We start from the raw sequence: 13619 nt of genomic DNA, 5'->3' as shown, positions 1-13619 counted from the left end.
ACGACAGTGTCGCACACCGTACTGCGTGCCCCCAACGGGATTCGAACCCGTGCTACCGCCTTGAAAGGGCGGCGTCCTAGGCCGCTAGACGATGAGGGCTATCGGCCCGCCTGGGCGCTTCTCAGCGCGTCGGGGACGTGAGAAGCATATGGGATGGCGGGAGGTATCGCCAAAACGGTTTACGGGGTGGGGGCGGGGGACGTCGTCTCGGATTCGGTGGCGCCCGGTTGGTTCTCCTCCACCAGGTGGCGCCTCACCTCCGCGGTCGTGAGGCCGAGGCCGCCGAGTTCGATCTCGTCCCAGGCCTGGAGGCGGCGGGTGTCGCGGTCGAAGTAGAGGATCGAGGTCTGGATGGGGTCGGGGTGCTTGCCCTCGATCGCGCGCAGGCCGCTGCCGCCGGTGGAGCCTTCGATGCGCAGGCGGGTGCCGTAGGGGAGGAGCTCCATTTCCTGGTGGTGGACGTGGCCGGCCAGGGCGAGGGGGACCTCGCCGTCGGTCTCGCGGGCGGCCACGGGTTCGTGGGCGACGGCGACGTCGACGGGGGTGCCGGCGGTCTTCTGGTCGCGGAGGGAGGTGGCCAGGCGGGCGCCCGCCAGTTCGTTGGCGGCGTCGCCGCCCGGGATCTGGGAGCGGTCGGGGGTGAACTGGGGGTCGCCGATGCCGGCGAAGCGCAGGCCGGCGATGGTCTTCGCGTTGCCGTCGTCGAGGACGTGGACGTTCTTGAGGTCCTCGAGGTAGCGCTGGGTGAGGCGCGAGTCGTGGTTGCCGCGGACCCAGACGTAGGGGGCGCCGAGGTCCTCGATGGGGTCGAGGAAGCCGTTCTCGGCGGCGGTGCCGTGGTCCATGGTGTCGCCGGAGTCGACGATGACGTTGACCTTGTACTGGTCGACGAGCGAGGCGATGATCTTCCAGCTCGCCGGGTTGAGGTGGATGTCGGAGACGTGCAGGACGCGGATGGTGGTGGGGTCCGGCGCGTAGGCGGGGAGTGTGGAGGTGGCGTCGTAGAGCTTGGTCACGTTTGTGACCAGGCGGGCCAACTCCTTTTGGTAGACGTCGAATTCGGTGACGATGCTGCGGGCGTTGCCGACCAGGGACGGGGCGGAGGACAGCAGGCCCGAGAACTTCGGTTCCAGGACCGACTCCGGGTTCCAGGTGGCGTAGGCGGTGCCACCGGAGGCGGCCAGGAGGGTGAGGGCGAGGCCGCCGGCGGCGAGGGCGCGGCGGGGGCGGCGGTAGACGGCGAGGCCGAGGGCGGTGGCGCCGGTGACGACGGCGACGCAGCTGCGCAGGGCCAGGTCGACGGTGCCGTGGGTGACGTCCTGGGTGACTTCGTCCTGGAGGCCGGAGAGGCGTTCGGGGTGGTCCACGAGGGCCTGGGAGCGGACGGGGTCGAGTTGGTCGACGTTGACGTCCAGGCGGACCGGGGCGATGTGGCTGTCGAGTTGGAGGGCGCCGAGGGGGGAGACGTTGATCTTTGTGCCGCCGGTGAGGGAGGGGCGCAGGGTCATCGTCGTGTTCATGGGGCCGACGGGGGCCCGGACGTTGCCGACGATCAGCAGGCCGAGCCAGGTGCCGATGAGGACGACGGCGACCAGGCCGACGGCGCGTGACCAGGGGTGGGGCTGGGTGACGAGTTCGGGGGTGGGGCCTGGGCGGCGGGTGGCGTAGCGGCGGGCGAGGGCGCGCGGGGCCCTGGGGAGGGGTCCGAAAGCTTTCCTGAACGCGGCGGGGACGCGGGCCATTGGTCCCGTATGCCCAAGTGCCGTGGTGGATATGCGGGGCCGTTGGCGGCTCCTTCTTGACTGGTTCGTGCCTGACAATGGGCGTGTGCTGGAGATGACGCGCGAGGAGTTCGAGGAACTGGTCGCCGAGGCGCTGGACCGGATTCCGCCGGAGTTGACGCGGCTGATGGACAACGTCGCGGTGTTCGTCGAGGACGAACCGCCGGCGGACGATCCCGAGCTGCTCGGGTTGTACGAGGGGACTCCGTTGACCGATCGCGGGGAGTGGTATGCCGGGGTGCTGCCGGACCGGATCACGATCTACCGGGGGCCGACGCTGCGGATGTGCGCGTCGCGGGAGGAGGTCGTGGCCGAGACCGAGGTGACGGTGGTGCATGAGATCGCGCATCACTTCGGGATCGACGACGAGCGGTTGCACGCGCTCGGGTACGGGTGAGGTGGCTCCGGGGCCTTTCGGCGTCGGGGTTGTGTCGTGGTGGTGCGGGCGCGTGTCCTCTTGTGGGCGGCGGGAGTTGGGCAGGTTGACTTTCTCGCCCGCCCCTGGAGGTGGCTCCCGTGCGCCCTTTGTACGTACCTGTCCGTCTGGCTGCCACGGCGATGGCCGTCGCGGCTGCCGCCGGCTGTATGAGTGTGGGTGACGACGGTGGTGGCGGGGGTGCCAAGCCGTCGCATTCGGCGGGGCAGCGGGGTGGTGAGGCGCCCGACGGTGGTTCTGCGGTGTCGGGGGGCGGGGCCGGGTTCGGGGCGCACGCGGATGACGGCAAGCGGGCGAAGGGGAAGGGCAAGGGCAAGGATGCGGACAAGGGTGCGGGGTCGGGTTCTCCGTCGGTCTCGCCGTCCGCGGATGTGAGTGCGTCTGCTCCCGCCGGGGGCAGGCCGCCGGTGAGGCCGGGGCAGAGCGAGAAGCCGGGTCCTACGCGTACTGCTGTGCCGACGCCCACCCGGACGGCGGATCCGGAGCCGACGCCGACGGAGCAGCCGACGTCCGATACGCCGACGCCCACGGCGGCCGAGCCTTCGTCGTCGGCCCATGAGGAGACGGGGCCGCAGTTGGCTCAGCGGGAGCCGGCGCCGGCTGCGGGGGCGCCGGCGTGAGGTAGGGCCGGCGGGAGCCGAGGGGCAGGGCGTGTGAGGGTGCCCACGGCCGGGGCGAGTGACGTTGCCTACAAGGGTGACGGCCGGTTTGCGTTGGGGGGATGGGGGTGCGTATGGTGGTAGATCGTTTGATCCCATTTGCCCGGCGCCACTGCAGAGCGCGCCGTGTGGCGCGTACTCTCCCTTGCCGTGGCGGACCGCATAGAGGCGGTCGTGTGCGAATCACGGAGTTGACGGGCGCGTGCCGACGAGACTCCGGAAGGTTTCGCATACGCATGTCCATTTCCAGTACTGATCACGTCGTCGTGCCCGAGAACGGCGAGAACGAGTCTGTCGAGGAGACCCCCACGGTCACCTTCGGCGACCTCGGTCTCCCCGAGGGCGTCGTGCGCAAGCTCGCGCAGAACGGCGTGACCACCCCCTTCCCGATCCAGGCCGCGACCATCCCGGACGCCCTGGCCGGCAAGGACATCCTGGGGCGCGGTCGTACCGGCTCCGGCAAGACGCTGTCGTTCGGTCTCCCGACGCTGGCCCGCCTCTCCGGCGGCCGCACCGAAAAGCACCGTCCGCGTGCCGTCATCCTCACCCCGACCCGTGAGCTCGCGATGCAGGTCGCGGACGCTCTCCAGCCCTACGGCGACCAGCTCGGCCTGAAGATGAAGGTCGTCTGCGGCGGTACGTCGATGGGGAACCAGATCTACGCCCTGGAGCGCGGCGTGGACGTGCTGGTGGCCACTCCGGGCCGACTGCGCGACATCATCAGCCGTGGCGCCTGCTCGCTGCAGGACGTCGAGGTCGCCGTTCTCGACGAGGCCGACCAGATGTCCGACCTGGGCTTCCTGCCCGAGGTCACCGAGCTGCTCGACCAGGTCCCGGCCGGCGGTCAGCGCATGCTCTTCTCCGCGACCATGGAGAACGAGATCAAGACCCTCGTCGACCGGTACCTGAAGGACCCGGTCCTGCACGAGGTCGACGCCGCGCAGGGTGCCGTGACGACCATGTCGCACCACATCCTGATCGTGAAGCCCAAGGACAAGGCGCCGGTCACCGCCGCGATCGCCTCCCGCAAGGGCCGCACCATCATCTTCGTCCGCACCCAGCTGGGCGCCGACCGTGTCGCCGAGCAGCTGCGCGACGCGGGTGCGAAGGCGGACGCGCTGCACGGCGGTATGACGCAGGGTGCGCGCACCCGGACGCTGGCCGACTTCAAGGACGGTTACGTCAACGTCCTCGTCGCCACCGATGTCGCCGCGCGCGGTATCCACGTCGACGGCATCGACCTCGTGCTGAACGTGGACCCGGCCGGTGACCACAAGGACTACCTGCACCGCGCGGGCCGTACGGCGCGTGCGGGGCGGACCGGTACGGTCGTCTCCCTCTCCCTGCCGCACCAGCGGCGCCAGATCTTCCGGCTGATGGAGGACGCGGGCGTCGATGCCTCGCGCCACATCATCCAGGGCGGCAACGCCTTCGACCCGGAGGTCGCCGAGATCACCGGCGCCCGTTCGATGACCGAGGTCCAGGCGGAGTCGGCGGGCAACGCGGCTCAGCAGGCCGAGCGTGACGTGGCTCAGCTCACCAAGCAGCTGGAGCGGGCGCAGCGGCGTGCGGTCGAGCTGCGTGAGGAGTCCGACCGGCTCGTCGCCCGCGCGGCGCGCGAGCGTGGTGAGGACCCCGAGACTGCGGTGGCCGAGGCGCAGGCCGCGGCGGCCGAGGCCGTCGAGGCGGTTGTGCCGGAGCAGCCGGCGGCGCAGGACGTCGACCGGGCCGAGCGTGCAGAGGCTTCGGCGCCGTACGAGCGTCGTGAGCGGCGGGACGACCGGGGCGGGTTCAACCGCGACCGTGACCGTTCCTTCGACCGTGACCGTGGCGGCCGTTCCTTCGAGCGCCGTGACAACGACCGTGGTGGGTTCAACCGCGACCGTGACCGCGGCGACCGTGGCTTCGAGCGTCGGGACCGGGACGGCGACCGTGGCGGCTTCCGTCGTGACGACCGTGGTGACCGGGGCGGTGACCGTGGTGGCCGTTCTTTCGACCGTGACCGTGGCGGCCGTTCCTTCGAGCGCCGTGACAACGACCGTGGTGGGTCCCGTCGTGACGACCGTGGTGACCGGGGCGGTGACCGTGGTGGCCGTTCTTTCGACCGTGACCGTGGCAGCCGTCCGTTCGAGCGCCGTGACAACGACCGTGGCGGCTTCCGCCGTGACGACCGGCCGGCCGCCGGGCGTTCCTTCGAGCGGCGTGACGAGCGTGGCGGTCACCGTGGCAGCGACCGTCCCTTCAACCGCGACCGTCGCGACGACCGCCCCGGTTTCCGCTCCGGCGGCCACGAGCGGCCGTACGGCCGTCGTGACGACCACCGTGGCACCGGCGGTTCGTCGTCCTTCGGACGCCGCGAGGACAAGCCCCGCTGGAAGCGCAACGGCTGAGCCTGCCGCATCGGCTGACGCCGTGTGAGGTGACTGCGCGCCGGGGTCCCACCGTTCCGACGGTGGGACCCCGGCGCTTTTCGTTGGAGCCCGCCGGAAAACCTCTTCCCCGGACGTCTGTTCGGTGGCTGTAAGATCAGCCGACTTGTGAGACGGATGTGAAGGCCGGGGGGCCTTGGGCGCTGTGAGTGCGCCGGGACCGTCTCCTGCTTCCCGGGGAGGGACCCTCTTGCCTCGTCATGGCTTCGTACGACTGCGTCTCGTCGCGGCCGCCGCCGTAGTGGCCGCCGGCCTCAGCCCGTCGCTTCCGGCGGCCGCCGCCCCGGACGTGCCGCAGGAGAAGGTGGTGCCGGCGACGCTGCGGAGCACGTACCCCTCCGGTGCCCTCTACGGCGGGTCGAACTACGCAGGGAACAACGGTGCCGGCGCACAGGGGGTGTTCCACACCCTGGAGGGCTCCGGGCTGGTGTGGACGCGGTATGCGGACGGCAGGTCGACGAAGGTGGTCCATCCGGCCGGGTACTCCAGCTACGGCACGGCCGGCGGAGACGTCCTTGCATACCGCTACGCAGACGGCCGGGTTGACCTGTGGAACGCTGCCGACGGCACGACTCGTACGGTGCGGGTGCCGGAGGGCATGACCTATCTCACCGCCTATGAGGACCTGGTGGTCGCCTACCGGAACCGGACCGACGAGGCCGGGGCGAGCGTGAAGGACGTGCACCTGCTGATTCCGGAGGCCGACGGCGGCACGCGCGACGTGCAGGTCACCGGGCTGCCGGAGGGGTACGCCCTCGGGCCGCCCAGGGCCGCGGACGCCGACGGGCTGCTGTTCACGGCGGGGCGTCCGGGTGCTTGGGGGCCCTACGTCTGGGTCATGGTCGACAAGCGGACGGGACAGGTCCAGAGCGTGACCCCGCCCGTCTCCGAGGCCTACGGCAAGGCGCAGGTCACCGGCGACCATGTGGTCCTGTTCAACATCAACAACCCTGTCGTCAAGGTCTTCTCCCGCTCCGATCTGTCCGCCGCGCCGGTCGAGGTCACGATGGAGGGCGGGGGCGTCAGCCCCACGCAGGACCTCGCGGTCGTCGGTGACTGGCTGATCCACCGGCCCAGCGCGGGGTATTCGGTGCGTGCGAAGCCCATCGCGGGCGGGCCCACGGTGACCCTGCTGCCGAGTTCGAACCTGCGCGTGTCCGGGGTCCCCGACGGCAGCGCGGTGGCGATCGGCCTCACGGACACCGCCGCCGGCGACTGGGGCGTTCAGCGCATCCAGCCGGGCCCGGACGGACGCCCGGTCGTCACGCGGATCAAGGCCATGCCGAAGCCGCCGGCCGTGATCCAGGGCATCTCCCTGGAACAGGGCCGCCTGGTCGTCGTGGACACCAGCAAGGGCGCGCAGCGCAACGACTACGTACGGACCGTTGCCGCCACCGGAACGCCCGAGTTCGGCGAGCGTTCCGGCTTCACGCCCGGGTCCGCCCCGGAGATCGCCGGCTGCTCGGTGGGGGAGCTGGCCTGCTCGCAGATCTTCGGGACCGCCGACGGCCGGATCGCCTGGATGGACTTCGGTGAGGCCGAGTCCTATGCGCTCCACGTCAACGGCCCGAAGGACGGGGGCCTGTGGGAGCGGGATGTGCCCTTCGACGGGCGCATCCTCGATGTGTCCGGGCGGTACGTCCTGTACACGGACCCGGGCACGCGGTTCGTGTACAGGGTCGGTGAGCACGGTGACCCGGTCGCCCGGACGACGGCCGCCACCGCAATCGACGGCGATGTGCTGTGGACGGCCGGCGCGGCCCCGGGCACCGTCACGGCGCTGAACCTGTCGACCAGGAAGTCCACCACGGTCACCACCGACGCGGGCTGCAAGCCCGTCCAGCTCCAGGCGCTCGGCCGTTACCTGTACTGGACCTGCGACGGCCGGGCCGGTGTCTACGACCGTACGGCGAAGAAGTCCGTGCCGGTACCGACGGACGAGGCGAAACTCGGCGACGGGTACGTGCTCACGCACGACAAGCAGGCCGGGAAGCTCACGCTCACCACGGTCGCGGGCGGTACCCCGGCGAGCCGGATCATCGGCGACCTGCCTCACACCGGCGACTCGCAGCGCGAGGTGCGCTGGACGGTGGACAGGGCCGGCGCCAACGCGGCATACGTCGACGACCAGCAGCGGGTGCACCTCGTACCGTCCGGAGTGCCTCAGCAGCCGCTGCGGCTTCTCGCGCCTGCGCAGAGCGCCGTGTCCGTCGAGGCGCGCGGGATCGACGTCGCGCCGGACACCCTGACCACCGTGCTGCTGTCCAAGCCCTCTGCGGGCTGGAAGCTGACGGTGCGGGACAAGGCGGGCAAGGTCGTCGACACGACCAGTGGGGGTGCCGCGCGCGGTGAGCTGAGTGTCGGGTGGGACGGGTACAACCCGGCGCGGACCGGCGATGCGTTCGTGCCGAGCGGCTCCTACGACTGGACGCTCGCCGTCACGCCCGCCGACGGCGTGGGCGCGCCGCTGGAGGTGCGCGGCACGGTGAGGCTGCTGCGCGGCGAGCCGGTCCGGCACGACCACGCGGGTTCCGAGGGGCTGCCGGACGGCGTGGGCGATCTGCTCACCCTCAACTCCTCCGGCGCGCTGACCTTCCAGCAGGGCACCGGCAAGGGCACCTTCTCCGGGAAGGTCTCGGGGAGTGGCTGGTCGACGAAGGCGGTCGCGGTGCCGTTCGGGGATCTGAACGGCGACCGGTGCAATGACGTGCTGGTGCGGATGAGCGACGGTTCGCTGCGCGGCTACAAGCCCGGCTGCGGCAAGGCGCTCACCCCGTCGACGGCGTACTCGAAGCTGGGCACGGGCTGGAACGCGTACAACGTGCTGACCTCGCCCGGTGATCTGACCGGCGACAAGAGGGCCGACCTGCTGGCGCGGAAGGCGTCGACCGGCGACATCCACCTCTTCGCGGCGAAGAGCGACGGGACGCTGGCGGCAGGGAAGAAGATCCGTTCGGCGTGGACGGGTTACACGAAGATCCTGGGCGCCGGGGACCTCAACGGCGACGGGCACGCGGACGTCCTCGCCCGTGACAAGGCCGGGACGCTGTGGCGCTACAACGGTCTGGGCGACGGGCTGTTGAAGGACCGTGTGAAGGTCTTCGCGAACTGGGGCACGGGCTACAACGCCGTCGTCGCTCCCGGGGATCTCACCGGTGACGGGAAGGCCGACCTCGTCTCGCGGGACGGCGGCGGCAGTCTCTGGCGCAACAACGGTGACGGCAAGGGGTCGTTCGGGGCGCGGGTGAAGATCGCGAGTGGCTGGCAGGGCTACAAGGGGCTCTTCTAGCCAAACTGTGACGTGTGTCATGTCCTCGGCACGGGAATTGCTGGGGACATGACAGATGACGCCATAGTGGGCGGGCGGTCCTCCGGGAAGGTCTCGGACGAAGAGCGGCTGGCCCAGCTCGGCTACACGCAGGTTCTCGCCCGCCGCATGTCGGCGTTCTCCAACTACGCGGTCTCCTTCACGATCATCTCGGTCCTGTCGGGCTGCCTGACGCTGTATCTGTTCGGCATGAACACGGGCGGCCCGGCGGTGATCACCTGGGGCTGGCTGGCCGTGGGTCTGATGACCCTGTTCGTCGGCCTCGCCATGGCCGAGATCTGTTCGGCGTATCCGACGTCCGCCGGCCTGTACTTCTGGGCGCACCGGCTCGCGCCGCCGCGTACGGCAGCCGCCTGGGCGTGGTTCACGGGCTGGTTCAACGTGCTGGGCCAGGTGGCGGTGACCGCCGGCATCGACTTCGGGGCGGCGTCGTTCCTGGGCGCGTACCTCAACCTGCAGTTCGGTTTCGAGGTGACCCCGGGCCGCACGATCCTGCTCTTCGCGGGCATCCTCGTCCTGCACGGCCTCCTCAACACCTTCGGCGTGCGCATCGTCGCGCTGCTGAACGGCATCAGCGTGTGGTGGCACGTGCTGGGCGTCGCGGTGATCGTCGGCGCGCTGACCTTCGTACCGGACGAGCACCGGTCGGCGTCCTTCGTGTTCGGCGAGTTCGTGAACAACACCGGCTGGGGCAGCGGGGTGTACGTCGTTCTGGTCGGCCTGCTGATGGCGCAGTACACCTTCACCGGGTACGACGCCTCGGCGCACATGACGGAGGAGACGCACGACGCGTCGACGGCGGGCCCGAAGGGGATCGTGCAGTCGATCTGGACGTCGTGGATCGCGGGCTTCGTTCTCCTGCTGGGCTTCACCTTCGCGATCCAGTCGTACCAGGGTGCCCTCACGTCCCCGACGGGCGCGCCACCCGCGCAGATCCTGCTCGACGCGCTGGGGGCGACGGCGGGCAAGCTGCTCCTGCTGGTCGTCATCGGGGCGCAGTTGTTCTGCGGGATGGCGTCCGTGACGGCCAACAGCCGCATGATCTACGCCTTTTCGCGCGACGGCGCCCTGCCCTTCTCGCGCGTGTGGCACACCGTCTCCCCGCGCACCCGGACGCCGGTGGCGGCGGTGTGGCTGGCCGCGGGCGGGGCACTGGTGCTCGGGCTGCCGTATCTGATCAACGTCACGGCATACGCGGCGGTGACCTCGATCGCGGTGATCGGTCTCTACATCGCGTACGTCATTCCGACGCTGCTGAGGCTGCGCAAGGGGGAGGCGTTCGAGCGCGGGCCGTGGCACCTGGGCCGTTGGTCGGGGGTCGTCGGGGTGGTGGCGGTGACGTGGGTCGGCGTGATCACGGTGCTGTTCATGCTGCCGCAGGTGTCCCCGGTGACCTGGGAGACCTTCAACTACGCGCCGGTCGCCGTCCTGGTCGTCCTGGGCTTCGCCGCGACCTGGTGGCTCGCGTCGGCCCGGCACTGGTTCCTCAACCCCGACCACGAGCGCACGATCGCCCGGGACGCGGCCCGTGCGGGGGCGCCCGAACCGGTGGATCCGTAGCGCTTCGGCGCAAGCGGGCTGCGCGAGAGCTCCTTCTGCGGCCCTCCGCCACCGCTGACGTGGCCGTGACCCCGATACCCGATCGGATCCACGGCCACGTGCGGCTATGCTCGGGGAGGCAACATCGCCAGGGCCCTTAGCTCAATTGGCAGAGCAGTGGACTTTTAATCCATTGGTTGTGGGTTCGAGTCCCACAGGGCCTACGGTGCGGGTGACGGGGGATACCTCTCTGACCTGCTGCGCAGCGCCTGAGACGACATAAGTTGGCTCGGGCGCTGCTTCGTTTTCGGCCCACAGGTGGGCCCTCTGCTGCGGACGTCCCCATGAGCCGTCCGGCAGGCGGTGCGCTCGGTTTCGATGAGCCCGTCCGAGAGTGCGGGTCGAGACCGTCGGCGGCGTACGGTGGAGATACCGAGGGCATCGCGCATTCCGGCCGTCTTGCCGGGGCGTCCTCGGCGCGAGACGAACCCCGGGCCGCCCGAGCGGACGGTGCGGAGACGGGTCGGCAGCATGTACGCCGCGATCACTGCAACTCCGCACCCTTCCCGGGTCGTTGTGAATCCCTGCCGAGGGGCGGGGTGATGGCGGTGCGGCGGCTGGACATCCACCGGCGTGACAAGGGGGAGCGAGCCCTGGTCACGCTCCTGGGCGAGGTGGGGCCGGCCACGGCGCCCCTGCTGCGGGCCGCGCTGGACCAGTGCTTGCGTGACGGCATGACCGTCATCGACGTCGATCTCACCACCGTGGGCTCCTGCGACGCCAAGGGCCTGGACGTGTTCCTGACGGCGTCACGCAGTGCCGAGCGGGTGCACGCCGCGCTGCGGCTGCACCATCCGTGCGCGCAGATCACCCGGCTCCTCGCAGCCACCGGCTCCGCTCCCCTGCTCCTCGCGGCCCCGGCCCACGCGGTGCCACCCGCACTGCTCCATGACCTGCTCGACACATCTGCGTCGGTCGGGTTGGCCGGGGGGACAGGCGCGTCCGGCGGTCACGCGGATGTGCCGGTGGTCAAGGACGGTATTCGGCTGCGCCGGCTGAACCGCTGGCAGGCAGAGGGGATGAGAGAAGATATCGCCGACTTGGCCGTGCCACCCGTCGCGGGCTCCTCGGGACAGGCGCACCGAGAGCGAATCGACTTCCTGTGGCGGCTTGCCGTCAGCGCGCGACGGCCCGGCTTCGCGTTGCTGCTCGCCGAGACGACGGTGTTGGTGGGATGCAGCTTCGGATTTCCGGTGAGCCCCGAGGGCCGGTCCGAGCGAGGGCTGCAGGAGTGCATCGGGCGGCTCGCCGGCGGTACCGGGTTCCTGCTCCTCACCCAGGTCGTGGCTCAGCACCAGGGCCAACACCGCGACATCGGCCGCCGCCTGCAGCAGCGTCTGCTGGCCGATCGGCACGCCGCACTCGGGGTCGCCCTGCTGCACCCGGCCGACCGGGCCGGACAAGCCGCTTACGAGTCGTGGGGCTGGCTGAACCACGGAGAGTTGGTCGGGCTGCCCGGACGGGGCGCTCCTTGCGTGCTGACCCTGTCCCGGGACAGCGGACCTCCGGTGCCTGCCCCTCGGGGCACCGGGCGGGGCCGGGCGTAGTGGGAGAGGTGGTCCGCTCCCCCGAAGGCCCGGTCCGGCGGCTGGACCTGGGCGACATCGGAGGGCCTCTTTGACAATCCGTCAATACCTGGAGAAAGGGGCCCGCCTCCTCCGTGCCGGTAGTACGTTGGTCGTACGGCTGCCCGTGACCCCGGCCCTCTCCGTGAAGTCCCCTTCCGCGCAACAGAGGCCCTGCGCAAGGCAAAAGCCACCTCAGCGACAGAGGAGATGGGCACACATGGGCCCGTACCCCGATCTGTTCGACGAGTGCCGCGTGGTCCGGGTCGGCGGCGAACTGGACCTGACGACCACGCCGGCCTTCGCGCGTGACCTGGAGGACGCCCGCCACGGCACCGGCCGACTGTTTCTGATCGTTGACCTGAGCGATGTGACGTTCATGGACGGCAGCGTCCTGGACCCCTTGTGCGCGGCGTGGCGCGACTGCCGCGGGCGGAGCGGATGGGTGCGCGTGGTCGACACCCGGCGGGCATCGAATCTGGTGTTCCGGGCCGCGGATCTGCTGAAGCGGTTCCCGCGGTACGCCAGTGCCCAGGACGCCTGGCAGGACGTACCTGCGGACCGTGCGGCGGTGGACGGGCCCGCGTGATGTACGGCGGAGGCCGGCCGGCGCCGCGCGCCGGAGCACCGCGGCCGGCGCGGAGCGATGACCGGTGATCAGCGACGGCATGGCCGATTCCCCTGCGGTCGCCGCGCCTGGGTGGGGCGGCGACGCTGCGCAGGCGTGGGCACAGCCGCTGCGTGCCGCGGGCGTCGAGCTGTCGCTGCTCCTGGACGACGGCCGGACGGCGCCGCCGCTGTGGTGCCACCCCGAGCTGAGCGGGCGGTTCGAGCGGTTGCAGTTCATCCGGAGCGTGGACGGATTCGGGCTCGGCCGGTTCCTGGCAGCTGGGCGTGGACATGGAGGCGCCCTGCTGCCGCTGCGTGCCCACTCCTACAGCAGTGCGCTCCCTCGGCGAGGTCGCGGCGGAAGTGGTCGCCCGCAGCTGCGCTTCGCCGACGACACCGACGACGATGTGAGCGGGCCGTATCCGCCCGAAACCGGAAAGGGATGATCGGCATGGCCCGCGAACGCCGTGTGTCCGAGATCTTCGTGGAGGTGGCGGACTCCCTCGTCGAGGACTTCGACGTCATCGACCTGCTGCAGCGGCTGTCCGCGCGGTGCGTCGAGCTGCTCGACGTGTCGGCGGCCGGGATCCTGCTCGCGGACGCGCAGGGTGAACTGCAGATCATCGCCGCCTCCGACGAGCACACCCGCCTGCTGGAACTCTTCGCGCTCCAGCACGACCAGGGCCCGTGCGTCGAGTGCTACCGCAGCGGCACCGCCCGGGCGAACATCGACCTGATGCGGCCGGGGACCACCGCCGACTGGCCACGCTTCGCCGCACGGGCCCGCGAGACGGGGTACGTGACCACGCACGCCATCCCACTGCGCCTGCGCAACCGGATCGTCGGCGCCCTCAACCTCTTCCAGACCACGCCGCACCACCTCGGCGACGACGACATCGCGCTCGCCCAGGCACTCGCCGACGTGGCCACCATCGCGATCCTCCAGCAGCGCACCCTGGAACAGTCGCAAGTCGAGAACAGCCAACTGGAGACCGCGCTGATCAGCCGCGTCCTCATCGAGCAGGCCAAGGGCCTCCTGGCGGAACGCTGGAACATCCCCGTCGACGACGCCTTCGAGATGTTCCGGTCCTACGCCCGCGCGCGTCACCTGCGCCTGTCGGATCTCGCCGCACAGATCATCTCGGGCGCCTTCGACACCACCGTGATCCCGGCGCCCGCGACGATCCGGCACGAGGACCGCCGCAGCTGACCG

At 70.7% G+C, this 13619-nt stretch carries 10 protein-coding genes and 2 tRNA genes; 10 read left to right on the top strand and 2 right to left on the bottom strand.

Going from position 1 to position 13619, the window contains the following annotated elements; all coding sequences use genetic code 11:
• Window positions 1-26: 26 nt before the first annotated feature.
• Both ACWGDB_RS04775 and ACWGDB_RS04770 read right to left on the bottom strand, forming a co-directional pair.
• Window positions 27-99: transfer RNA gene (locus tag ACWGDB_RS04775), tRNA-Glu, on the bottom strand.
• Window positions 100-179: 80 nt separating this feature from the next.
• On the bottom strand, window positions 180-1742 hold the full coding sequence (locus tag ACWGDB_RS04770) for a metallophosphoesterase family protein (protein WP_453821110.1): 1563 nt from the start codon (window positions 1740-1742) through the stop codon (window positions 180-182).
• 85 nt (window positions 1743-1827) lie between these two features.
• Here ACWGDB_RS04770 and ACWGDB_RS04765 point away from each other — a divergent pair, with 85 nt between their 5' ends.
• The 10 genes from ACWGDB_RS04765 (at window position 1828) to ACWGDB_RS04720 (ending at window position 13616) form a co-directional block, all read left to right on the top strand.
• Window positions 1828-2178 (top strand): metallopeptidase family protein, encoded by a 351-nt coding sequence (locus ACWGDB_RS04765; protein WP_383607980.1) that lies wholly within the window; start codon window positions 1828-1830, stop codon window positions 2176-2178.
• A gap of 119 nt (window positions 2179-2297) precedes the next feature.
• Window positions 2298-2837, top strand: a complete 540-nt coding sequence (locus ACWGDB_RS04760) for a hypothetical protein (protein ID WP_453821109.1) — start codon at window positions 2298-2300, stop codon at window positions 2835-2837.
• A 275-nt stretch (window positions 2838-3112) separates the two neighbouring features.
• On the top strand, window positions 3113-5266 hold the full coding sequence (locus tag ACWGDB_RS04755) for a DEAD/DEAH box helicase (RefSeq protein WP_453821108.1): 2154 nt from the start codon (window positions 3113-3115) through the stop codon (window positions 5264-5266).
• A gap of 229 nt (window positions 5267-5495) precedes the next feature.
• Window positions 5496-8594 carry an FG-GAP-like repeat-containing protein gene (locus ACWGDB_RS04750; protein ID WP_453821107.1) on the top strand — a complete coding sequence of 1033 codons (3099 nt, stop codon included), beginning with the start codon at window positions 5496-5498 and terminating at the stop codon, window positions 8592-8594.
• A gap of 48 nt (window positions 8595-8642) precedes the next feature.
• Entirely contained in the window at window positions 8643-10193 is a 1551-nt protein-coding gene (locus ACWGDB_RS04745; protein ID WP_453821106.1) for an amino acid permease, read from the top strand.
• A 130-nt stretch (window positions 10194-10323) separates the two neighbouring features.
• Window positions 10324-10396: transfer RNA gene (locus tag ACWGDB_RS04740), tRNA-Lys, on the top strand.
• 378 nt (window positions 10397-10774) lie between these two features.
• A complete protein-coding gene (locus ACWGDB_RS04735; protein ID WP_453821105.1) occupies window positions 10775-11779 on the top strand; it encodes an STAS domain-containing protein in 1005 nt (334 codons plus the stop codon).
• Window positions 11780-12017: 238 nt separating this feature from the next.
• Window positions 12018-12386, top strand: coding sequence for an STAS domain-containing protein (locus ACWGDB_RS04730; protein ID WP_453821104.1), 369 nt, complete (start codon window positions 12018-12020; stop codon window positions 12384-12386).
• Between the two features lie 79 nt (window positions 12387-12465).
• Window positions 12466-12852, top strand: a complete 387-nt coding sequence (locus ACWGDB_RS04725) for a hypothetical protein (protein WP_453821103.1) — start codon at window positions 12466-12468, stop codon at window positions 12850-12852.
• A complete protein-coding gene (locus ACWGDB_RS04720) occupies window positions 12849-13616 on the top strand; it encodes an ANTAR domain-containing protein (protein WP_453821102.1) in 768 nt (255 codons plus the stop codon). Before ACWGDB_RS04725 ends, ACWGDB_RS04720 begins: the two co-directional genes overlap by 4 nt.
• Window positions 13617-13619: the final 3 nt, after the last annotated feature.

The sequence above is a fragment of the Streptomyces sp. NPDC055013 genome (genome assembly GCF_053608645.1).
Note: the sequence above shows the minus strand (reverse complement) of the source record. Positions and strands in the feature narration are given on the sequence as shown.

Bases quoted from the DNA above. Each gene is read 5' to 3' on its own strand.
- ACWGDB_RS04755 (WP_453821108.1), top strand. From the start codon at position 3,113: ATGTCCATTTCCAGTACTGATCACGTCGTCGTGCCCGAGAACGGCGAG.
- ACWGDB_RS04720 (WP_453821102.1), top strand. From the start codon at position 12,849: ATGATCGGCATGGCCCGCGAACGCCGTGTGTCCGAGATCTTCGTGGAG.
- ACWGDB_RS04725 (WP_453821103.1), top strand. From the start codon at position 12,466: ATGGCCGATTCCCCTGCGGTCGCCGCGCCTGGGTGGGGCGGCGACGCT.
- ACWGDB_RS04745 (WP_453821106.1), top strand. From the start codon at position 8,643: ATGACAGATGACGCCATAGTGGGCGGGCGGTCCTCCGGGAAGGTCTCG.
- ACWGDB_RS04735 (WP_453821105.1), top strand. From the start codon at position 10,775: ATGGCGGTGCGGCGGCTGGACATCCACCGGCGTGACAAGGGGGAGCGA.
- ACWGDB_RS04730 (WP_453821104.1), top strand. From the start codon at position 12,018: ATGGGCCCGTACCCCGATCTGTTCGACGAGTGCCGCGTGGTCCGGGTC.
- ACWGDB_RS04770 (WP_453821110.1), bottom strand. From the start codon at position 1,742: ATGGCCCGCGTCCCCGCCGCGTTCAGGAAAGCTTTCGGACCCCTCCCC.